Below are 21,151 nucleotides of genomic sequence, written 5' to 3' on the forward strand. Positions count from 1 at the left end.
ACGAGACTGACCACACAGGCCACCTGGTCTGGCCGTTGGTTTTTTGATCTGTTTTCGGCGAGGGTTGCTCGTGATTGTTAGTCCCTGTAATGCACCAAAATTGTCTGCCAAACGGTTACGTAACGCACTGATGACGGGCTCTGCACTGCTTTGCCTGCTCAGCGCCGGCCAGCTTTGGGCATTCAATCTGGATGATGTATCGGCCAAGGCCAAAGAGCTGGCCGGGCAGAAGTACGAAGCCCCGCGCAGTAACCTGCCGAACGAATTTCGGGAAATGAAATTCGCGGATTACCAGAAAATACGTTTCCGCACCGAAAAAGCCGAATGGGCCGATCAGAAAACCCCGTTCAAGCTGTCGTTCTATCACCAGGGCATGCACTTCGACACGCCGGTGAAAATCAACGAAATCGGCGCCAACTCCGTCGAAGAGATCAAGTACGACTCGAGTCGTTTCGATTTCGGCGACGTCAAAGTCGATCCAAAGGCCACCGAGCAACTGGGTTATGCCGGTTTCCGTGTGCTGTATCCGATCAACAAGGCCGAAAAGCAAGACGAAATCATGACCATGCTCGGCGCGAGTTACTTCCGCGTCGTCGGTAAAGGGCACACCTACGGCTTGTCCGCCCGCGGCATGGCCATCGACACTGCGCTGCCGTCCGGTGAAGAGTTCCCGCGCTTCACCGAGTTCTGGATTCAGCAGCCCAAGCCGACCGACAAGCACCTGGTGATCTACGCCCTGCTGGATTCGCCTCGCGCGACCGGTGCCTACCGGCTGATCCTGCGTCCGGGCAGCGACACTATCGTCGACGTCAAGGCGCAGATGTTCCTGCGTGACAAGGTCACCAAGCTCGGTGTTGCGCCGCTGACCAGCATGTACCTGTTCGGTGCCAACCAGCCGTCGAAAGTACTTAACTATCGTCGCGAACTGCACGACTCCAGCGGTCTGTCGATCCATGCCGGTAATGGTGAATGGATCTGGCGTCCACTGAACAACCCGAAACATCTGGCCGTGAGCAATTTCTCGGTTGAGAACCCGCGTGGTTTTGGCTTGCTGCAACGTGGCCGTGACTTCAGCCACTACGAAGACCTCGATGACCGCTACGACAAGCGCCCAAGTGCCTGGATCGAGCCAAAAGGCGACTGGGGCAAAGGCACTGTTGACCTGGTCGAAATTCCGACCGCGGACGAAACCAACGACAACATCGTTGCTTTCTGGAGCCCGGAAAAGCTGCCTGAGCCAGGCCAGCCGCTGGACTTCGCCTACCGTCTGCACTGGACCATCGACGAAGCTGCATTGCACTCGGCTGACAGTGCCTGGGTCCAGCAGACCCTGCGCTCTACCGGTGACGTGAAGCAGTCCAACCTGATCCGTCAGCCAGACGGCAGCGTCGCTTATCTGGTGGACTTCGTCGGCCCGACCCTCAAGGCTCTGCCTGAAGATACACCGGTTCGCAGTCAGGTCAGCGTCGGCGATAATGCCGAGCTGGTGGAAAACAGCGTTCGCTACAACCCGGAGACCCAAGGCTGGCGCCTGACCTTGCGCATGAAAATCAAGGACCCGAACAAGTCCACTGAAATGCGCGCCGCTCTGGTCAAGAACATCGTGGCTGCCGAGCCGGTCAAGGCTTCGGCTGCGACGGCTAACTCTTCCGTTGCCAAGGCCGACAAAATCGCCGCCAGACAACAAGAGAAAGTCGAGAAGAAAGAAAAAGACGCCAAGCAGCCAGCGGCTGCCGAAGCGGCCCCTGCCACACCGGAATCGGTAAAAACCGAACAAGTCTTGACCGAGACCTGGAGCTACCAGTTGCCTGCCGATGAGTAATTCTCAAATACAACCAGAGACACTTGCCGAGTACCTGGCGCACCTGCCGATGAACGATGCGCAGCGCGCGGAACTTGCGGGCTGCAAATCATTCACCGAGTTGCATGAACGTCTGTCGTCCTCGACTTTCGACGCGCCTGCCGGGGCTGCACAAGCCTCGGTGGGTCGCCGCTTGACCTTGAATTCCGCGCAAGAACTGGAGGAGGCCGAGATGTTGGCGGTCGACGCCAGCGGTCGGGTGTGCCTCAAGGCAACTCCGCCGATTCGCCGGACCAAGGTCGTACCGGAGCCGTGGCGCACCAATATTCTGGTGCGCGTCTGGCGTCGTCTGACCGGGCGCACCAACCCGCCGGCACCCAAGATCGACGAGCGTGTGTTGCCGGCTGCCCGCTGGCGCACGGTGGGTTCGATCCGTCGCTACATTTTGCTGACACTGATGCTCGGCCAGACCATCGTCGCCGGCTGGTACATGAAAGGCATCATGCCGTACCAAGGCTGGTCATTCGTCGATCTGAACGAAGTCTTGCATCAACCGCTTATCCAAACCGCCACCCAAGTGCTGCCGTACGCGCTGCAATCCAGCATCCTGGTTCTGTTCGGGATTCTGTTCTGCTGGGTATCGGCGGGTTTCTGGACTGCACTGATGGGCTTCCTCGAGTTGCTCACCGGGCATGACAAATACCGTATATCCGGCGCCAGTGCTGGTGACGAGCCGATTCCCAAAGAAGCCCGCACCGCGCTGGTCATGCCGATCTGCAATGAAGATGTGCCGCGTGTATTCGCCGGTTTGCGAGCGACTTTCGAGTCGGTTGCAGCGACTGGTGACCTGGATCGCTTCGACTTCTTCGTCCTCAGCGACAGTAACGACAGCGACATCTGCGTTGCCGAACAGCAGGCCTGGCTAGACGTCTGCCGCGAAGCCAAAGGCTTCGGGCGGATCTTCTATCGCCGCCGTCGCCGTCGGGTCAAACGCAAGAGCGGCAACCTCGACGACTTCTGCCGTCGTTGGGGCGGTGATTACAAGTACATGGTGGTGCTCGACGCCGACAGCGTAATGAGTGGCGAATGCCTGACCAGCCTGGTGCGCTTGATGGAAGCCACGCCGGACGCCGGGATTATTCAGACCGCGCCGCGTGCTTCGGGCATGGACACGCTGTATGCACGCATGCAGCAGTTCGCGACCCGCGTTTATGGCCCGCTGTTTACCGCTGGCCTGCACTTCTGGCAGTTGGGTGAGTCCCACTACTGGGGGCACAACGCAATCATCCGCATGAAACCGTTCATCGAGCATTGCGCCCTGGCGCCATTGCCCGGTAAAGGCGCGTTCGCGGGTGCGATCCTCTCTCACGACTTCGTCGAAGCTGCGCTGATGCGCCGTGCCGGCTGGGGCGTATGGATTGCCTACGACTTGCCCGGCAGTTATGAAGAACTGCCGCCGAACCTGCTGGACGAACTCAAGCGTGATCGTCGCTGGTGTCACGGCAACCTGATGAACTTCCGGCTGTTCCTGGTCAAGGGCATGCACCCGGTGCACCGTGCGGTGTTCCTGACCGGCGTGATGTCGTACCTGTCGGCGCCGTTGTGGTTTTTCTTCCTGGTGCTCTCGACGGCCTTGCTGGCGGTCAACACGCTGATGGAACCGCAGTACTTCATGGAGCCTCGACAGCTCTATCCGCTGTGGCCGCAATGGCACCCGGACAAGGCCGTCGCGCTGTTCTCGACGACGATCGTGCTGCTGTTTCTGCCGAAATTGCTGAGCATCATCCTGATCTGGGCCAAGGGCGCGAAAGAGTTCGGTGGCAAGTTCAAGGTCACCCTGTCGATGCTGTTGGAGATGCTGTTCTCCATGCTGTTGGCACCGGTGCGGATGATTTTCCACACTCGCTTCGTTCTCGCCGCGTTCCTCGGTTGGGCTGCGACCTGGAACTCCCCGCAACGTGACGACGATTCCACGCCGTGGAGCGAAGCGGTGCGCCGTCATGGTCCGCAAACCTTGCTGGGCTTTTTCTGGGCATTGCTGGTGGTTTGGCTAAACCCAAGCTTCCTCTGGTGGCTGGTGCCGATTGTCGGTTCGCTGATGCTGTCGATTCCGGTCTCGGTGATTTCCAGCCGGGTCAAGTTGGGCCTCAAGTCCCGTGATGAAAGCCTGTTCCTGATCCCTGAGGAATACGCACCGCCACAGGCCTTGCTGGCGACTGATCGGTACACCCACGAAAACCGTTGGCATGCGCTGAACGACGGCTTTGTCCGGGCAGTGGTCGACCCGCAGCAGAATGCCCTGGCTTGCGCCTTGGCCACTGCCCGTCACGGCCAGGCCGAGCCGATCGAGTGGTTGCGTATCGAGCGAGTGCGTCACGCGCTGAAAGCCGGCCCTGCGGCGCTCAATAATAACGAGCGTGTGGCGCTGCTCAGCGATCCGGTTGCGTTGGCTCGCTTGCATGAGCAGGTCTGGAGCGAAGGTCATGCCGAATGGCTTGGCGCCTGGCGCCAGTCGATCGAAGCCGATCCGCATGCTCCGTTGCTACCGTTGAAACCGCTGTCTGCTGAAGTACAGCCGGCCTGATGAAAAGCCCCGCTCCTGAGAAGAAGCGGGGTTTTTTGTTGTGCGCCCAGCATGGGCGCAATCTTGATCGTTCCCACGCTCCCGCGTGGGAACGCCTCACCGGACGCTCCGCGTCCGCTCTTGAGGTGACGCGGAGCGTCACAGGCGGCATTCCCACGCAGAGCGTGGGAACGATCATTGCGCTCAGCATCTCTTCCCGCGTCTTTCCTGTTTCTGCCAACCTGCGATAACAAATCCTCCTTAAACCCTTGTGCAAACAAACGAGTGAGTTAGGATCGCTCCCCGAATTGGTGCGCCCGGACAGCTTATTGTTCGTATCTGACGGTTTTCTAACGAAAATCTGCTTTTTGCGCGCCTCAAAAAAAGGGTTCAGGGGACTTGATGATGAAGAAGTATCTATCGATGCTGCTGCTTGGCGTCACGGCAATGGTGTCAGTCAACGCCGCTCATGCCGGTGCCATCGATGACGCGGTCAAGCGCGGCACGCTGAAAGTCGGCATGGACCCGACTTACATGCCGTTCGAAATGACTAACAAGCGCGGCGAGATCATCGGCTTCGAGGTCGACCTGCTCAAAGCCATGGCCAAGGCCATGGGAGTCAAGCTGGAGATGGTTTCCACCGGCTATGACGGCATCATCCCGGCCCTGCTGACCGACAAGTTCGACATGATCGGCAGCGGCATGACCCTGACCCAGGAACGCAACCTGCGCCTGAACTTCAGCGAACCCTTCATCGTGGTTGGCCAGACGCTGCTGATCCGCAAGGAGCTGGAAGGCACCATCAAGTCCTATAAAGACCTGAACACTGCCGACTACCGCATCACCTCCAAGCTGGGCACTACTGGCGAATTGGTCGCCAGGAAGCTGATATCCCAAGCCAAATACCACGGCTACGACAACGAGCAAGAAGCGGTACTCGACGTGGTCAACGGCAAGGCTGACGCCTTCATTTACGACGCGCCTTACAACGTTGTCGCGGTGAACAAAGTCGGTAACGGCAAACTGGTATTCCTCGATAAGCCGTTCACCTACGAGCCGCTGGCCTTCGGTCTGAAGAAGGGTGATTACGACAGCATCAACTTCATCAACAACTTCCTGCACCAGATCCACGAAGACGGCACTTACGATCGCATCCATGACAAGTGGTTCAAAGAGACCGCCTGGCTCAAGGATATGGAATAACACCCAGTCGATGATCGTTCCCACGCTTTTGCGTGGGAATGCATCCTGTGACGCTCCGCGTCACGCCTGCGAAAGGACGCTGAGCGTCCTGAGCGGTGTTCCCATGCAGCGTGGGAACGATCAATCAGAGTCGAGTCTCAGAATGAAACAGAAAAAAGCCCAATGGCCCTGGCACGTATTGACCGTGCTGGTGCTGATCGGCCTGGCCGGCGCGTTGTACTATGCCACCTCGCTGATGTCCTATGAATGGCGCTGGAACCGCGTACCGCAATACTTCGCCTACCACGCCGAAGAATCCCGGCGGGCGGCGGACATCTCCACCGTCAGCGAACTGGTGCGCACAGGCGACAAGGCTCAAGTCACCCTGCGCAACGACGCAGGTGAAGAACAGCAGCTGACCGTCGACGACAACAGCCTGCAATTCGCCCGCGGCGATGACGTGGCCGAAGGCGACGTGATTGGTGTCACCCGCCATTGGGCGGCCGGGCCGCTGCTGTGGGGCTTGTGGACCACTTTGTGGCTTTCGCTGGTCTCAGGTTTGCTTGGGCTGTTGATCGGCCTGGCTACCGGCCTCTGCCGGCTGTCGAACAACCCGACCCTGCGCGATCTGTCGACGATTTATGTCGAACTGGTGCGCGGTACGCCGTTGCTGGTGCAGGTATTCATCTTCTACTTCTTCATCGGTACGGTGCTGAACCTCTCCCGCGAGTTCGCCGCAATTGCGGCGTTGTCGCTGTTCACCGGCGCCTATGTGGCTGAAATCGTCCGCTCGGGCGTACAGTCGATTGCCCGTGGCCAGAATGAAGCCGCACGTTCGCTGGGTTTGAGCGCTGGTCAGTCGATGCGCCATGTGGTCTTGCCGCAGGCCTTCAAACGCGTTCTGCCGCCGCTGGCCGGGCAGTTCATCAGTCTGGTCAAGGACACCTCGCTGGTGTCGGTGATCGCCATTACCGAGCTGCTCAAAAGCGGTCGGGAAGTTATCACGACCTCGTTCTCGCCATTTGAGATTCTGTTCTGCGTGGCGGGCCTGTATTTGTTGATCAACCTGCCGCTGTCGAAAGTCGCCAGCCGGCTTGAGCGGAGGCTCGCGCAAAGTGATTGAAGTCCGCGATCTGGTTAAAGTCTTCGACACCCGTGGGCAAGTGGTCCGCGCGGTGGATAGCGTCACCACCCAAGTGGCCAAGGGCGAAGTGCTGGTGGTGATTGGCCCGTCCGGCTCCGGCAAATCGACCTTCCTGCGCTGCCTGAACGGTCTCGAGGCGTTCGACTCGGGCTCCGTCAGCATCGACGGCCTGGAACTGTCCAACCCGAAAACCGACGTCAACGCCTACCGCCGTGAAGTCGGCATGGTCTTCCAGCATTTCAACCTGTTCCCGCATATGACCGTGCTGGAAAACCTTTGCCTTGCGCAGAAAGTCGTGCGCAAGCGCGGCAAGCAAGAGCGCGAGGCCAAGGCTCGGGTGTTGCTGGAAAAGGTCGGCATCGCGCAGAAGGCCAACGAATTTCCGTCACGCCTTTCCGGCGGCCAGCAACAACGCGTGGCGATAGCCCGGGCGTTGGCCATGGAGCCCAAGGTGATGTTGTTCGATGAGCCAACCTCGGCGCTCGACCCGGAAATGGTCGGCGAAGTCCTCGACGTAATGAAAACCCTGGCCCTGGAAGGCATGACCATGGTCTGCGTGACCCACGAAATGGGCTTCGCCCGGGAAGTGGCAGATCGGGTGCTGTTCTTCGACCACGGCAAACTGCTGGAAGATTCCCCGCCTGAGGAGTTCTTTGCTTTGCCGAAGGATTTGCGGGCTCAGGCGTTTTTGCGACAGGTGTTGTAGATCCATGTCACGCGCTTAACCTTTGGGTGACATGCAGGTTCTGTCATCTTCTTCAGGCGGATAATGAACGTCTCCTAAGGGTTTCTTGGCGGCTGTTTCTTCGGATCGAGGTGGAGTTTTGAACTACTCCCGATCCGGACCTGAACTCACCCTGATCAAACCTCTTCATCAAATTGAATTTATCTAAATTCGTATTCGAGACCGGCATAGGAGATTCACTGCCAAAGTTATGACCAATATTGGGTTGAGACTGGGATCGTGTCAGGCGTGGGGCTGGCAATTGGGCTAGAGAAGATGTCCGCGACAGAACTGTCGCCGGTCGGGCAAGTTTGTGCAGGACGACGCCGGCACCACTGATAAAAGCAACTGCCGAAAGCGCTGCCATAGCGAGCATGAATCGATCATTTGCCGATGATTCAGGGTTTTTAATTTCAAAGGCGGTCATGACCGGAAAAAGTACCGTCGCAGCAAGCCCGCTTATTGTTGCTATTCCCTTGGAGGCCTGCCCAAAGCCAGTGCGTCCGACTACCGGGATCCGCTGTGCTGCCCGTTGCAATGGCGCCACCCTGGGTAGGTGGGGGAGCAGGTAACTGCCCACGAAATCCGCAACACCCATCCCAAACCATGTCCATCCCTGCCAATATTTTCCTGTGGGATCGATACGATTAACGGGATCTCCCTGGCAATACGCATAGCCATTCAAGCCGCCTTTTCCAAAGGGACTCAAACTATCCAGACTGTTAAAACGCATAAGTACCGGATTGAACGCCCGGTGTCCGTTCCCCAATAAATAATGGCCAGTAACCGGGTCAGGATGCTCGCCATTGAAACCCAGAAGGCTGGCTAATCCCCCTTCAACCGGACGATGACCGTAAGGCGTATAGGCGGACTTGCTATCGGTAGTTTGTAACACCGAGTGTTGTTTATCGGTCATTAGTAACGAAGTGCGCCTGGTTTCCTCCTCCTGCTGCAGTTCCGCCAATAACATGTCTGCGCATTGAAATATCTGACGTTGTACGGAACCTTGAATTTCTGTAGTTAAGCGGTCTTTTTGATAGAGGCGATCTACACGAGACCGACCGCTGGGGGTGCAACTTACCAACCGATCAAGCGCATCGTATTGGTAGCGGATTAATAAGCTGTCATGTGAGTTGGGCATTGATCATCTTCAGGTGGCCAGGCTATCGATCCAGCTTCTACCGACGAGAAAACGATGTCTACCTGGCAGAACTGCCAGGTAGTGGTGACAGCAGCTCGTTCTTCAGGTCCTGAACCGCCCGACCAACATCTGCAGATGAGTCCCCAAGCGAGCCAGCTCAACGCTGGAAGCAGCGGTCTCTTCACTGGCGGCCGAGGTCTGTTCCGAGACATCGCGCACGTTCAGCACGCTGCGGTTGATCTCTTCGGCCACGGCGCTTTGTTGCTCGGCAGCGGCGGCGATCTGCTGGTTCATCGCCTGAATCGCTGACACGGTGCGGGTGATGTTTGTCAGCGAACTCCCCGCGCGTCGGGTCAGTTCGACGCTGCTGTCGGTCAGGCTGCGGCTGTTGTCCATGATGTTGGCGACTTGCTGGGTGCCGCTTTGCAGACCGACGATCAGCTCTTCGATTTCTTCGGTGGACTTCTGGGTGCGCTGGGCGAGGCTGCGCACTTCATCGGCCACCACGGCGAAGCCACGTCCTGCTTCACCGGCGCGGGCGGCTTCGATGGCAGCGTTGAGGGCCAGCAGGTTAGTCTGTTGTGCCACCGACTTGATCACGTCGAGCACACTGCCGATTTTGTCGCTTTCGCGCTTGAGATGGCTCATTGCTTCAGTGGAGTTGCCGACCTCGGTTGCCAGGCGTTCGATTTGAGCGATCGCCTCGCCCACCACTTTATCTCCTTCACGGGCCTGTTGGTCGGCGGCGACGGCAGCTTCTGAGGCCTCTTCGGCGTTGCGCGCGACTTCCTGCACGGTGGCGGTCATTTCGTGCATTGCGGTGGCAACCTGATCGGTTTCGACTTTCTGGCTGTTGACCCCGGCGCTGGTCTGTTCGGTAACGGCTGACAGCTGCTCGGCGGCGCTGGCGATCTGCGTCACGCCATCGCTGATGCCGCCGATCAGATCCCGAAGGCCCATGGTCATGCTTTGCATGGCCCGTTGCAGCTGGCCCAGTTCGTCGCGGCGCTCGGACGTGAGGTTGTGGGTCAGGTCGCCGGCCGCAACGTGCTCGGCGATTTTCAGCGTCTGGTTTAACGGAATGACGATCTGGCGGGTGATAGCCCAGGCGGCAATCAGGCCGAACACCAACGCCAGCACAGTCACCAGGAGCAGGGTGCTTTTGGCCTGGGCGGCCTCGGCGTCACGCACTTGGGTTTGAGCGCTCGTCAGTTGCTTGCTCAGCTCTATCAGGCGGTCGCCTTGCGCGGCCATGCGTTTGAGGGCGTCGGCGCTGGCCACTTGGCAGTCGCGAAACTGGCTGACGGCGGCGCGGTAGCCGATGAGCGAGTCGGTGGCCTGTTGCAGGTTGGCGGTGTGCTGTTCCGGCAGTTTCCCCGGTAGGCTTTCGAGGTTTTTCAGGGCGTTGTCGATGGCGTCCAGCGCCGGTTGTTCGGCGTCGGCCTTGCCACTGTAGGTGTAACCGCGCACCTGGAAGCGTGCCTGCTGAATCAGCTTGCTCAGGTCTACCACGCTGTTGAATTGAGCAACGCTGTCACCTTGCAGCAGGGATTTTTCGACTTCCGCCACGCGGGCCGCGGCGTTGTCGGCGGTGGCGCCGAGCCGGGCGCGGGCCGCTTCGCGATTGGCGGTGGCCTGGATCAGGTCGGCAAAGGCGTGCCTGTACTCGCTGACGGCTTCGATCTGCTGGTTGAGCATCGCCACATTTGTCGGCTTTATGATCACCTTGAGGGCGCTTTGCAGGCCTTCGTCGAGCTTGCCCAGCAGATCGTTGACCGCCGCCGGGCCTTGTTCGCCACGGCGCATTTCATAGTCCAGGCGGGCAATACGCAGGTCCTTGGTCAGTTCGTTCAGGCTGGAGATGTAGCCGAGCTTGTCGCCACGACTGATCACCCCACTCAGGCCAGTCCAGCCAGTCACGGTGATCAGCAGCGTCAACAGAAGTACCAGGCCGAAGCCTGCGCCGAGTTTGCGATTGACGCTCACATTTCCAAGGTTCTGGGCTAACCAACGGTACATGCTGTTCACTCCCTTTAGAGCATGAATGGGTCTATTGGGGTGTATCGGCAGGCTTGCCGGAAACTGGAGCAGCCGGTCGACGTTTGATTGCCCGCGAGGCGATATTTCTGGCACACCGTGGTGCGCCGATCGCCGGCAAGCTCTGCTCCTGCGGGTGTGCGGGGCGATAGATCAGAACAGTCGGGAAAGGAGGGCAGTCACGGCAGTCTCAACCCGCAGGATGCGGTCACCGAGCTGCACCGGTTGCAGGCCGGCCTTGGCCAACAGGTCGATTTCGTAAGGGATCCAGCCGCCTTCCGGGCCGATGGCCAGCGTCACCGGCTCATCCAGCCCGCGCGGGCAGGGCGGGTAATTACCGGGATGACCGACCAGTCCGAGGGTGCCGTCGGCCATCGCTGGCAGGCGGTCTTCGACGAAGGGTTTGAAGCGTTTCTCAATGATGATTTCCGGCAGCACGCTGTCGCGTGCCTGTTCCAGGCCGAGGATCAGTTGCTCGCGAACCGCTTCGGGTTCAAGAAACGGTGTTTGCCAGAAGCTCTTTTCGACCCGGTAGCTGTTCACCAGCACCACGCGCGGCACGCCCATCGCCGCGACGGTTTGCAGCACGCGGCGGAGCATCTTCGGTCGTGGCAGGGCCAGCAGCAGCGTCAATGGCAGCTTGGCCGGCGGCGGCTGATCAAGGCTGACCTGCAACTCGGCTTCGTGAGCCTCCAGGCGCAGCAACTCGGCCGAGCCCATCAATCCGCCGATACGCCCGACTCGCAGGCTGTCACCGACGGCGGCGCGATGGACTTCCTGCATATGGGTCAGGCGGCGATCACGCAGGATCACCCGGTCGGCCGCAATGAAGTCGGCCTCTTCGAGGAGGAGCAGATTCACGCTTGGGTCGCTGGCGGCTGGTCGTTATGGTCGTTGTCGGCGGGCTGATCGTCCGGGTGTTCGCCGCGCTTGCTGACCAGGCTGCCAAAGAGAATGCCGATTTCAAACAGCAACCACATCGGTACCGCCAGCAATGTCTGCGAGAAGATGTCCGGTGGGGTGAGGATCATGCCGACCACGAAGCAACCGATGACCACATATGGGCGGATTTTCTTCAGGTATTTGACGTCGACCACGCCGATCCATACCAGCAACACCACGGCTACCGGGATTTCGAACGCGACGCCGAAGGCGAAGAACAGCGTCATGACGAAATCGAGGTAGCTGGTGATATCGGTCATCATTTCCACGCCGGCCGGGGTGGCGGAGGCGAAGAATTTGAAGATCAGCGGGAACACCAGGAAGTAGGCGAAAGCCATCCCGGTATAGAACAGCAGGATGCTCGAGACCAGCAATGGCACGGCGATGCGTTTTTCGTGCTTGTACAGGCCTGGCGCGATAAAGCCCCAGATCTGATGCAGGATTATCGGAATCGCTAAAAACAGCGAGACCATCATCGTCAGCTTGAGCGGTGTGAGGAACGGTGAGGACACATCGGTGGCGATCATCGTCGCGCCCGCCGGCAGGTACTGGCGTAACGGTATGGAAACGAAGGTGTAGATCTGCTGGGTGAAGGCGAAAAGCCCGGCGAAGATCACGAAGATCGCCGCTACACAGCGCAGCAGGCGGGTGCGCAACTCGGTGAGGTGCGAAACCAGCGGCATGTGCTGGTCGTTTTCCGGTTTATCAGCGCTCATGGGGCTCGCGGCGGCAAAGTTGAGTCGTGGGGGGCTGGCGTACTGGGTACCGCCGCAGGAGAAACGGGTTCTGTCAGTGTTGAGGGGGCAACCGGTTCAGCAGGGCTGAGGGCTGTCACCGCAGGCGCTGCCTGGGTCTGGTTCGCAACCGCCGCAGGCGCGGCAATCGTCTGCTCCGCCACCGGTTCGGAAGTTGTCGGCGTCTGCTGCTGCGGCGCGAGGATCTTCCGCGCTTCTTCTTCAAGCGACAGAATGTGTTCGTTATGCAGTTGCCGACGAATTTCGTCGGCACCGATTTCACGTTCAACTTCCTGTTTGATCGCGTTGAAGCTGCGTTTCAAGCGCCCTATCCAAAGGCCTGCCGTGCGCGCAGCACCCGGCAGACGCTCGGGGCCGAGCACCAGCAGGGCAACGAGACCGACGAGCAACAGTTCAGAGAAGCTGATACCAAACATTAGTCAGTGCTCACGAGTCTTTGCGGATCGGCTCTTCGACTTTATGCGCCTGCACGTCGATGGTATGCGGCTCGTTCAGTGGCGAAGCCTGTGGCTGCACCGGCGGTACCGGTTGGCCCGGTGTTGCGGATGGATCTGCAGGTTTTTCATCGTCGTTCATGGCCTTGCGAAAGCCCTTGATCGACTCGCCGACGTCAGTGCCGAGGTTTTTGAGTTTCTTGGTACCGAACACCAGCACCACGACAACCAGGATGACGATCCAGTGTTTCCAGTCAAAAATGCCCATGCTGCAACTCCTCTTATAATCGTTTTCAAGCGGATGGACGCGAAGCCTTCTCGACGTGCCCGGACGTACCGATGCGCCGCTCCAGCTCGTCCAGCACAGCCTGTGGATGCTGCCCCAGTTGGGCGAGCATGACCAGACTGTGGAACCACAAATCGGCGGTTTCGTATATTACATCGCTGCAATCACCGCTGATGGCGGCATCCTTGGCGGCGATGATGGTTTCAACTGATTCCTCGCCGACTTTTTCCAGAATCTTGTTCAAGCCCTTGTGGTACAGGCTGGCGACATAGGACGTGTCGGCCGCTGCGCCTTTGCGCTCTTCGAGCACCAGGGCGAGACGGTTCAGGGTATCGCTCATGATCAGTGTCCTGCCGAATAGATGGCGTGCGGGTCTTTGAGTACCGGGTCGACAGTCTTCCAGTCGCCGTTTTCATAGACGCGGTAGAAGCAGCTTTGGCGGCCGGTGTGGCAGGCGATGTCGCCGATCTGTTCGACCATCAGAATGATCACATCGGCGTCGCAGTCCAGGCGCATCTCATGCAGTTTTTGCACATGGCCGGACTCTTCACCCTTGCGCCACAGCTTGCCACGGGAACGGGACCAGTAGATGGCGCGGTTTTCGGCGGCGGTCAGCTCCAGCGCTTCGCGGTTCATCCAGGCCATCATCAGCACGCGCCCGGTTTTGTGGTCCTGGGCAATCGCCGGCACCAGACCATCACTGTCCCATTTGATCTCATCCAGCCAATCTTTCATCTTCGACTCCGACAACCGTGCTCAGCGCTTGTTGCTGTGCCTTGGCGATGTGAAACAGTGTGCCAGCAGCGCGCGTTGCTGGCTATCGGCGCATGACCAGATACAAACCGACGGCGACCATGATCCCGGCCGGCCAATGCCCCAATTCATTCAACGGTCCGCCGGCAGCGAGTATCGTACCGCCGGCCAGATGTGCGGTACCGAGCAGACGCAGGAACCAGTCGTCCTTGCGCCTGTGCCACGGTGGTGGCGTATCGGAGATATGGGGTTGCGACATGCGTTCGAGCAAGTCTCGGGTCATGTTGGCCAGGTGCGGCAGTTGTTCTACCTGGCTCTGCAGGTTGCCCAGCAGGGCTTTGGGGCTGATCCGCTCGCGCATCCAGCGTTCAAGGAACGGCTGGGCGGTGTTCCACAGATCCAGCTCCGGATACAGCTGACGACCCAGGCCTTCGATGTTCAGCAGGGTTTTCTGCAAAAGAACAAGCTGGGGCTGCACTTCCATGTTGAAGCGCCGTGCGGTCTGGAACAGGCGCATGAGCACCTGACCGAAGGAGATGTCTTTTAATGGTTTTTCGAAAATCGGCTCACAAACCGTACGGATCGCCGCTTCGAATTCATTGAGTTTGGTTTCCGCCGGCACCCAGCCCGAATCGATGTGCAGCTGGGCGACGCGGCGGTAGTCGCGCTTGAAAAAGGCGAACAGGTTGCGCGCCAGATAATCCTGGTCTTCCGGGGTCAGGCTGCCGACGATGCCGCAGTCGATGGCAATGTACTGTGGGCTCCACGGCTGCACGGTGCTGACAAAAATATTGCCAGGGTGCATGTCGGCGTGGAAGAAACTGTCGCGGAACACCTGGGTGAAGAAGATCTCCACGCCGCGCTCGGCGAGCATTTTCATGTCGGTGCGCTGGTCAGCCAGGGTTGCCAGATCGGTGACTTGAATACCGTAGATGCGCTCCATCACCAGTACTTTCGGCCGGCACCAGTCCCAGTAGACCTGCGGCACGTAAAGCATCGGCGAGCCGTCGAAATTACGCTTCAACTGGCTGGCGTTAGCCGCTTCGCGCAACAGATCGAGCTCGTCGTAGATGGTTTTTTCGTAGTCCTGGACTACGTCCACCGGGTGCAGCAGACGGGCATCGGCGGAGAGTTTTTCGGCCGCACGGGCGAGGATGAATAACCAGGCCAGGTCTTGGGCGATCACCGGTTTGAGGCCTGGACGTATCACCTTGACCACCACTTCTTCACCGCTTTTCAGTTGCGCGGCGTGAACCTGCGCCACTGAAGCCGAGGCCAGCGGTTCGAAGTCGAAACGGCTGAAGACTTCGCTGATCTTCTTGCCAAGCTGGCTTTCGATCAGATCCACCGCCACTTGAGAGTCGAACGGCGGCACCCGGTCTTGCAACAGCATCAGCTCGTCGGCGATGTCTTCGGGCAGCAGGTCACGGCGAGTGGAAAGAATCTGGCCGAACTTGATGAAAATCGGCCCCAGATCCTGCAGCGCAAGGCGCAGGCGAGCGCCACGGCTAAGCGCCAGCGTCTTGCGCGGGAACCAGCGCCATGGCAAGGCATAACGCAGCGCCAGGAGAAACCAGGGCAATGGCAGGGCGAACAGCATGTCATCGAGGCGGTAGCGGATCACGACGCGCTGGATGCGCAACAAACGGCGGACGGCAAGCAGCTTCATGCGTTATCGCTTGAATCAAGGGATCGGGAAAGACGCTCGAAACGCGCCTCAAGACGTTCCAGATCGAGTTTGATCTGGTCTAGTTCGCTAAAGCGGGCTTCGGCTTCGCGTTGGCCTACCAGTGTGCGCGATTCTTCGCTGAGGTACTCGGCGAGGTTCTGGTTCAGGCTGGCGAAACCTTGCTGATACCAGCGCGCGCGGCTGCGCAAATGGCCACCGAGCAACTGCGTGGCGACCGGGCCGAGCCAGCGCGAGAGTTCGTATTCCCAGTCCAGTTCGAGGTCCTGCAGTATCATCGCGAGCTCCAGCAGTACCGCGCTGTCACCTACAAGCTCGACTTCAGGGCTGTGGAGAACCGCGGTCTTGTCTTTGTTCAGCGCCAGGCTCAGCAGGCTCGACGCCGGAGCGCGCAAGGTGCAATCGGCATCGGCCGCCCAATGGGCGGCCAGCATCAGGCCTTCATTGCTGGGGATGATGAACAGCTGCAACGCCGGGCTGCGACAATCGACGGCAATCACCTTGCCGTCCAGATGCTGCAAGCGCGGCAGGGCCGTGCTGTCGAGACGCAGCACGCGATTGAGGCCGTGTTCGACGCCGGCGAGCAGGCCGCTGAGCAACATCAGGGTTTGATGCCGCGATGCAGGGCGACAATGCCTGCGGTCATGTTGTGGTAGGTCACGCGGTCGAAACCGGCCTCGACCATCATCGACTTCAAGGTTTCCTGATTCGGGTGCATGCGGATCGACTCGGCCAGATAGCGGTAGCTTTCCGAGTCATTGGTGATCAGCTTGCCCATCAGTGGCATGAAGGCGAACGAATAGGCGTCGTAGGCTTTGGACATCAGTGCGTTGGTCGGCTTGGAGAACTCCAGCACCAACAGTCGACCACCGGGCTTGAGGACGCGCAGCATGGAGCGCAGGGCGTCTTCCTTGTGCGTGACGTTGCGCAGGCCGAAGGCGATGGTCACGCAGTCGAAATGGTTGTCCGGGAACGGTAGTTTTTCGGCGTCGGCCTGGACAAACTCGACGTTGCCGGCCACACCCAGATCCAGCAAGCGATCGCGACCAACCTTGAGCATGGATTCGTTGATGTCAGCCAATACCACCTGACCGGTCGGACCTACCAGGTGCGAGAACTTTTTGGTCAGGTCGCCGGTACCGCCAGCGATGTCCAACACGCGATTGCCGGTGCGGACGCCGGACAGTTCGATCGCGAAACGCTTCCACAACCGGTGCATGCCACCCGACAGCAGGTCGTTCATCAAGTCGTACTTGGCGGCTACCGAGTGGAAAACTTCGGCGACTTTTTCCGCCTTCTGGCTTTCCGGGACGTTTTTGAAGCCGAAGTGAGTGGTGGGTTCGGCATCGCTGCCTTTGCGCTGATCAGTCATATCGCTGTCACCAAAAGAGAATGCGCGACATTCTAATCCCGGTGGCGGTCTTTGTCTTGGCAAGGCTGAATGTAAGATAGGCAACCGCCGAGTGGTTTTGACGCAGCTAGTGGCCCACACCGGCCGCTTGTGTCAGATGCTCCAGGCAAGTCCCGATAAAACAGGAGTCATTCAATGGCCCGTATAAGTGTTGAGCGTGCCCATGGCCTGGGTCTTGAAGCTGCCCGCGAAAAGACCGAAAGCCTTGTGCAAAAACTGGCCGATCAATATGGGCTCGTGCCTCAATGGGTGGGCGACACCGTGAAACTCAAACGCTCCGGCGTGAATGGGGCGGTCGAGATCGGCGAAAAAACGATCAGGGTGAATGTCGAATTGGGCCTGTTGATGTCGGCCATGAGCGGCACGATCAAGTCGGAAATCGAAAAGGCGCTGGATAAAGCCCTGGCCTGAAGCGCTTTTGTTTTTGTGTAGCAGGTTGGTGGTATTTCTTAGGGTGCTGTTTCTAATTTTTCTCACTACTTTGTGCCTAAGCCCTCATTCCTGCGGGCAGTTCCTCAAACCTTTTGCGCATGAGGTGCACCATGGCCAAAGTTAGTCTGAAGAAAAAAACCGACGTTGAGTCAACCACGCTGAGCGAAGTGAAAGTGTATGCCCGCAAGATCTGGCTGGCTGGCCTGGGTGCCTACACCAAGGTCGGTCAGGAAGGCAGCGAGTACTTTCAAGAGTTGATCAAGGCTGGTCAAACTGTTGAAAACAAAAGCAAAAAAGCGGTGACGGAACAACTTGAAGCCGCTAACAGTCAGATTGATAACGACAAGAGCGACGTCACCAGCTTCAAGGGCAAAGTCGAAGTGCAACTGGATAAAGTCGAGAAGGCTTTCGACACGCGTGTCGCAAGTGCCTTGAATCGCTTCGGCATTGCGTCTAAACATGATGTTGAAACACTCTCTGCTAAGCTCGATGGGCTGACGGCATTGCTTGAACGTGTCGCGCGTAAACATTAAGGAGAACGGGATGGCTGGTAAAAAGAATACTGAAAAAGAAGGCAGCTCGTGGATTGGGAAAGTCGAAGACTACTCCCGCAAAATCTGGCTTGCTGGTTTAGGCGTGTACTCGAAGATTGATACTGACGGCAGCAAGCTCTTCGATACCCTGGTCAAAGATGGCGAGAAAGCCGAGAAACTCACCAAAAGTGCTGTCGGCAAAAAAGTCGATGCCGCCAAGGACTCCGCCCAATCGGCCAAGTCCCGTGTCGGTGATGTCAAAGATCGCGCACTGGGCAAATGGGGCGAGCTGGAAGAGGCTTTCGACAAGCGTCTGAACAGTGCCATTTCGCGTCTGGGCGTGCCTAGCCGCAATGAAGTGAAAGCGCTGCACAGCAAGGTCGATACCCTGACCAAGCAGATCGAGCGCCTGACCGGTGCTTCGGTCACGCCAGTCTCCGCCAAAACTGCAGCGGCTAAACCATTGGCAAAAGCAGCCGCTAAACCTGCAGCCAAGCCAGCGGCTAAACCGGCTGCGAAAACCGCCGCGGCTAAACCTGCAGCGGCCAAGCCAGCTGCAGCTAAACCAGCAGTCAAGGCAGCAGCGAAACCTGCCGCCAAGCCTGCCGCTGCGAAGAAGCCGGTTGCCAGGAAACCAGCTGCGCCAAAGGCTGCCGCACCCAAGCCTGCAGTTGCCGAAAAACCCGCGGTTGCCGTCAGCGCAGCGAACTCCGCTGCTGCACCGGCCCCTGTGGTCGCCCCGACTGTTGCGCCGACTTCACCGACGCCAACCAGTCAGTCCTGATTTTTTCAGGACTCACAAAAACGCCCGACCGGCACAGGTCGGGCGTTTTTGTTTCTGCTGGGAAATTTCGCAGTGTCTGACAGAGCGGAAAAGATCGTCCTGCTCACTCATGCTCTTCCAGATACCGCAACGCCATTTGCTCAGTCGCCAGTTTCACTGGTGCCAGCAAGTGCGGTGCAACCAGCATCATGACTTGGTACACCACGACCCGCACTTCACCCTCACGATCAAGGATCCGTTGATAGTCGAGGGAGAACAGGAGCGTCATGGTGATTTGCTCGACCAGTTGCCCCAACGCCTGCGTGTCGCTGACCAACTGCCCCTGTGCCTTCAAACGTGCCAATAGAGAAGCCAGGGTTCGCTTCAAGGCGTTGAGCAGATTGCGAATACCTTTGGCTAGTTTTGGCAAGCGTCCGGCCAGGTTGGACAGGTCCTGGAACAGAAAACGATAGTGCGCCAGGCGTTCAACGATCAGGTGCAGGAACAGCCAATAATCTTCAGCGGCCAGTTGTGCATCCACCGGCGGATCGAGCAGCGGGGTCAGTTCGCTCTGGAAGCGCTCGAACAAGCCAAGGATCAGCGGCTCCTTACCATGAAAATGGTAATAGAGATTGCCAGGGCTGATGCCCATCTCATTGGCAACTTCCATGGTGGAGACATTCGGTTCGCCCTTTTGGTTGAACAGTTGCAGGGCACATTCGAGGATCCGGTCGCGGGTTTTCATCCAGTCTTCTTGGTTATTGAGTCATGCCACGGCCAATAGCCCGACCGTGGTGCAGAGAAAATTCAGCGTACGCGTACATAGGTACCTGGCGCCGCCTCCATTGGTGGATAGTTCTGGTTACCGAGGGCCATCAGGGTTTCTCGCTGGGCACCGGAGCGTTCCTGAATCCAGCTCAGCCACTGGGGCCACCAACTGCCTTCGACATGGGTGCCGTCGTAATACCAGGCGCGTGGATCGCTACTGAGCTTGGGGTTCTCGATGTAATTGGCCTTGGGGTTGCCCGGTGGGTTGAGGATGCTCTGGATGTGCCCGCTGTTGGACAGCACGAAGCGCCGTTCGCCGCCCAGCAACAATGTCGAGCGGTACACCGCATCCCACGGGGTAATGTGGTCGTTGATACCGGCCACGTTGAAACTGTCCACGTTAACCTTCTGTAGATCGATAGGCGTGCCGCATACCTCCAGCCCTCCAGGGTGGCTCAGCGGGTTGTGCTTGAAGAAGTCCAGCAGATCACCATGAAATGCCGCTGGCAGGCGCGTGTTGTCGTTGTTCCAGTACAAAATGTCGAAGGCAGGCGGTTCCTTGCCCAGCAGGTAATTGTTGACCCAGTAGTTCCAGATCAGGTCATTGGGGCGCATCCATGCGAAGACTTTCGCCATGTCCCGGCCGTCGAGCACGCCTTGTTGGTAGGAGCGACGCTTGGCGGCTTCCAGCGTCTGCTCGTCGGCGAACAACATGGCCGGGCTGTCGATCTGGCTATCGAGCAGACTGACCAGGTAGCTGGCGCTGGAGACCCGCCGCAGTTGCCGCTTGGCTTGCAGGTGGCCTTGAAGCGCGGCGATGGTCAGGCCCCCGGCGCAGGCACCCATCAGATTGACTTCGCGTGCGCTGGTGATGGCGCGGCAAACATTCAGTGCTTCCTCCACCGCCTCAACATAACTGGACAGCCCCCATTCGCGGTGGCGAACATCCGGGTTGCGCCAGCTGATCACGAACACTTGCAGGCCATTCTTCAGCGCGTACTGGACGAAGCTGTTACCCGGGCTGAGGTCGAAAATGTAGTACTTGTTGATTTGCGGAGGCACGATCAGCAGTGGCCTGGCGTACTGCTTTTCGCTCATCGGCTTGTATTGCAAAAGCTCAAGCAGTTCGTTGCGAAACACCACCGAGCCTGCAGTGGTTGCCACGGTCTTGCCGACCTCGAAGGCGTGTTTGCCGACTTGGCTGGGCAGCCCGTGGTTGTGCATCAGGTCGTCGAATAAATGGTTGAGACCGCGGACTATGCTGCTACCGCCGGAGTTGAACAGCTCCTTGATCGCCAGCGGGTTGAGCAGGGTATTGGAGGGGGACACGGCGTCATTGAGCAGCGCGAAGATGAAATGCGCGCGGGCGCGGTCATCGTCGCTCATGCCGCTTTCATCAATCCAGCGTTTCACCTGTTTCTGCCAACTCAGGTAGGCCTGCAGGCCGCGACGATAAAACGGATTCAGTCTCCAGGTCGGGTCCGTAAAGCGTTGGTCCTGCGGGCTCGGCGTGTGCAGCGTTTCGCCCAACAACACGCGACCCAGCTGGCCTCCCAGGGCCAGGGCATGGCGGGCGCTGGTCACCGGGTGGCGCAAGCCATGGGCGGCCACGCTGCGCAGAGTCGAGAACAGGTCGCGGCCGCGCAGGCCGGTAATCGCACTCTGAGCGTTGATGAACGTGGCCCGTGTGGGCAACATGCCCGGTGTTGCTTTGTCTCTCATGAGTCAACACTCCTTCGTCAAGCCATCAACAAGCACATCAATCCAAGACAGACAACATAGTCGGTCCGGGCCT

The 21,151-nt window shown here is 58.8% G+C and carries 21 protein-coding genes and 1 pseudogene; 8 read left to right on the forward strand and 14 right to left on the reverse strand.

Translation table 11 applies throughout. The features are described from left to right. Positions 1–70 precede the first annotated feature (70 nt). From AC07VR_RS08915 to AC07VR_RS08935, 5 genes are all read left to right on the forward strand, one after another. Positions 71–1,822: a glucan biosynthesis protein G gene (locus tag AC07VR_RS08915; RefSeq protein ID WP_495011044.1), complete on the forward strand. Its 1,752-nt coding sequence runs from the start codon at positions 71–73 to the stop codon at positions 1,820–1,822. Next, positions 1,815–4,385 carry a glucans biosynthesis glucosyltransferase MdoH gene (mdoH, locus tag AC07VR_RS08920; protein ID WP_495011045.1) on the forward strand — a complete coding sequence of 857 codons (2,571 nt, stop codon included), beginning with the start codon at positions 1,815–1,817 and terminating at the stop codon, positions 4,383–4,385. Before AC07VR_RS08915 ends, mdoH begins: the two co-directional genes overlap by 8 nt. 384 nt (positions 4,386–4,769) lie before the next feature. Next, on the forward strand, positions 4,770–5,567 hold the full coding sequence (locus tag AC07VR_RS08925; protein WP_495011084.1) for a transporter substrate-binding domain-containing protein: 798 nt from the start codon (positions 4,770–4,772) through the stop codon (positions 5,565–5,567). A gap of 142 nt (positions 5,568–5,709) precedes the next feature. Next, positions 5,710–6,669 carry an amino acid ABC transporter permease gene (locus AC07VR_RS08930; protein ID WP_495011046.1) on the forward strand — a complete coding sequence of 320 codons (960 nt, stop codon included), beginning with the start codon at positions 5,710–5,712 and terminating at the stop codon, positions 6,667–6,669. Then, positions 6,662–7,396, forward strand: a complete 735-nt coding sequence (locus AC07VR_RS08935; RefSeq protein ID WP_495011047.1) for an amino acid ABC transporter ATP-binding protein — start codon at positions 6,662–6,664, stop codon at positions 7,394–7,396. The genes AC07VR_RS08930 and AC07VR_RS08935 overlap by 8 nt, the downstream gene beginning before the upstream one ends. Before the next feature lie 52 nt (positions 7,397–7,448). Here AC07VR_RS08935 and AC07VR_RS08940 read toward each other — a convergent pair whose 3' ends face one another. From AC07VR_RS08940 to ubiE, 12 genes and pseudogenes are all read right to left on the reverse strand, one after another. After that, on the reverse strand, positions 7,449–8,555 hold the full coding sequence (locus AC07VR_RS08940) for an RHS repeat-associated core domain-containing protein (RefSeq protein ID WP_495011048.1): 1,107 nt from the start codon (positions 8,553–8,555) through the stop codon (positions 7,449–7,451). Between the two features lie 102 nt (positions 8,556–8,657). After that, complete coding sequence (locus AC07VR_RS08945; protein ID WP_495011085.1) at positions 8,658–9,530, reverse strand: methyl-accepting chemotaxis protein; 873 nt, start codon at positions 9,528–9,530, stop codon at positions 8,658–8,660. Further along, positions 9,513–10,574 (reverse strand): annotated as a pseudogene (locus AC07VR_RS08950) (methyl-accepting chemotaxis protein); the annotation flags it as partial. The gene AC07VR_RS08945 and the pseudogene AC07VR_RS08950, both read right to left, overlap by 18 nt. A gap of 171 nt (positions 10,575–10,745) precedes the next feature. After that, entirely contained in the window at positions 10,746–11,453 is a 708-nt protein-coding gene (locus AC07VR_RS08955) for a 16S rRNA (uracil(1498)-N(3))-methyltransferase (protein WP_494994311.1), read from the reverse strand. Next, positions 11,450–12,250, reverse strand: coding sequence for a twin-arginine translocase subunit TatC (gene tatC / locus AC07VR_RS08960; RefSeq protein WP_494994310.1), 801 nt, complete (start codon positions 12,248–12,250; stop codon positions 11,450–11,452). Before tatC ends, AC07VR_RS08955 begins: the two co-directional genes overlap by 4 nt. Next, entirely contained in the window at positions 12,247–12,705 is a 459-nt protein-coding gene (tatB, locus tag AC07VR_RS08965) for a Sec-independent protein translocase protein TatB (protein ID WP_495011049.1), read from the reverse strand. The genes tatC and tatB overlap by 4 nt, the downstream gene beginning before the upstream one ends. A gap of 10 nt (positions 12,706–12,715) precedes the next feature. Then, positions 12,716–12,991: a twin-arginine translocase TatA/TatE family subunit gene (locus tag AC07VR_RS08970; protein ID WP_494994308.1), complete on the reverse strand. Its 276-nt coding sequence runs from the start codon at positions 12,989–12,991 to the stop codon at positions 12,716–12,718. Between the two features lie 25 nt (positions 12,992–13,016). Next, entirely contained in the window at positions 13,017–13,349 is a 333-nt protein-coding gene (locus tag AC07VR_RS08975) for a phosphoribosyl-ATP diphosphatase (protein WP_494994307.1), read from the reverse strand. 2 nt (positions 13,350–13,351) lie between these two features. Next, entirely contained in the window at positions 13,352–13,744 is a 393-nt protein-coding gene (gene hisI / locus AC07VR_RS08980; RefSeq protein WP_494994306.1) for a phosphoribosyl-AMP cyclohydrolase, read from the reverse strand. Between the two features lie 82 nt (positions 13,745–13,826). Next, a complete protein-coding gene (gene ubiB / locus AC07VR_RS08985; RefSeq protein WP_494994305.1) occupies positions 13,827–15,431 on the reverse strand; it encodes a ubiquinone biosynthesis regulatory protein kinase UbiB in 1,605 nt (534 codons plus the stop codon). Beyond that, the gene (locus AC07VR_RS08990) at positions 15,428–16,051 is read right to left on the reverse strand and encodes a ubiquinone biosynthesis accessory factor UbiJ (protein ID WP_494994304.1); all 624 of its coding nucleotides are present in this window, start codon (positions 16,049–16,051) and stop codon (positions 15,428–15,430) included. The genes ubiB and AC07VR_RS08990 overlap by 4 nt, the downstream gene beginning before the upstream one ends. Next, on the reverse strand, positions 16,051–16,821 hold the full coding sequence (ubiE, locus tag AC07VR_RS08995; protein ID WP_007948968.1) for a bifunctional demethylmenaquinone methyltransferase/2-methoxy-6-polyprenyl-1,4-benzoquinol methylase UbiE: 771 nt from the start codon (positions 16,819–16,821) through the stop codon (positions 16,051–16,053). Before ubiE ends, AC07VR_RS08990 begins: the two co-directional genes overlap by 1 nt. A gap of 174 nt (positions 16,822–16,995) precedes the next feature. On the opposite strand from ubiE, the gene AC07VR_RS09000 reads away from it, so the two are divergent. From AC07VR_RS09000 to AC07VR_RS09010, 3 genes are all read left to right on the forward strand, one after another. Beyond that, a complete protein-coding gene (locus AC07VR_RS09000; protein WP_495011050.1) occupies positions 16,996–17,271 on the forward strand; it encodes a polyhydroxyalkanoic acid system family protein in 276 nt (91 codons plus the stop codon). A gap of 131 nt (positions 17,272–17,402) precedes the next feature. Continuing rightward, entirely contained in the window at positions 17,403–17,825 is a 423-nt protein-coding gene (locus AC07VR_RS09005) for a phasin family protein (protein ID WP_494994302.1), read from the forward strand. A gap of 10 nt (positions 17,826–17,835) precedes the next feature. Then, positions 17,836–18,609, forward strand: coding sequence for a phasin family protein (locus tag AC07VR_RS09010; protein ID WP_494994301.1), 774 nt, complete (start codon positions 17,836–17,838; stop codon positions 18,607–18,609). A 103-nt stretch (positions 18,610–18,712) separates the two neighbouring features. On the opposite strand, the gene AC07VR_RS09015 is transcribed toward AC07VR_RS09010, so the two are convergent. After that, positions 18,713–19,333 carry a TetR/AcrR family transcriptional regulator gene (locus tag AC07VR_RS09015; RefSeq protein WP_494994300.1) on the reverse strand — a complete coding sequence of 207 codons (621 nt, stop codon included), beginning with the start codon at positions 19,331–19,333 and terminating at the stop codon, positions 18,713–18,715. Positions 19,334–19,395: 62 nt separating this feature from the next. Continuing rightward, positions 19,396–21,078: a class II poly(R)-hydroxyalkanoic acid synthase gene (phaC, locus tag AC07VR_RS09020; protein ID WP_495011051.1), complete on the reverse strand. Its 1,683-nt coding sequence runs from the start codon at positions 21,076–21,078 to the stop codon at positions 19,396–19,398. Positions 21,079–21,151: the final 73 nt, after the last annotated feature.

The organism is Pseudomonas sp. GW821-FHT02H09 (genome assembly GCF_059421425.1).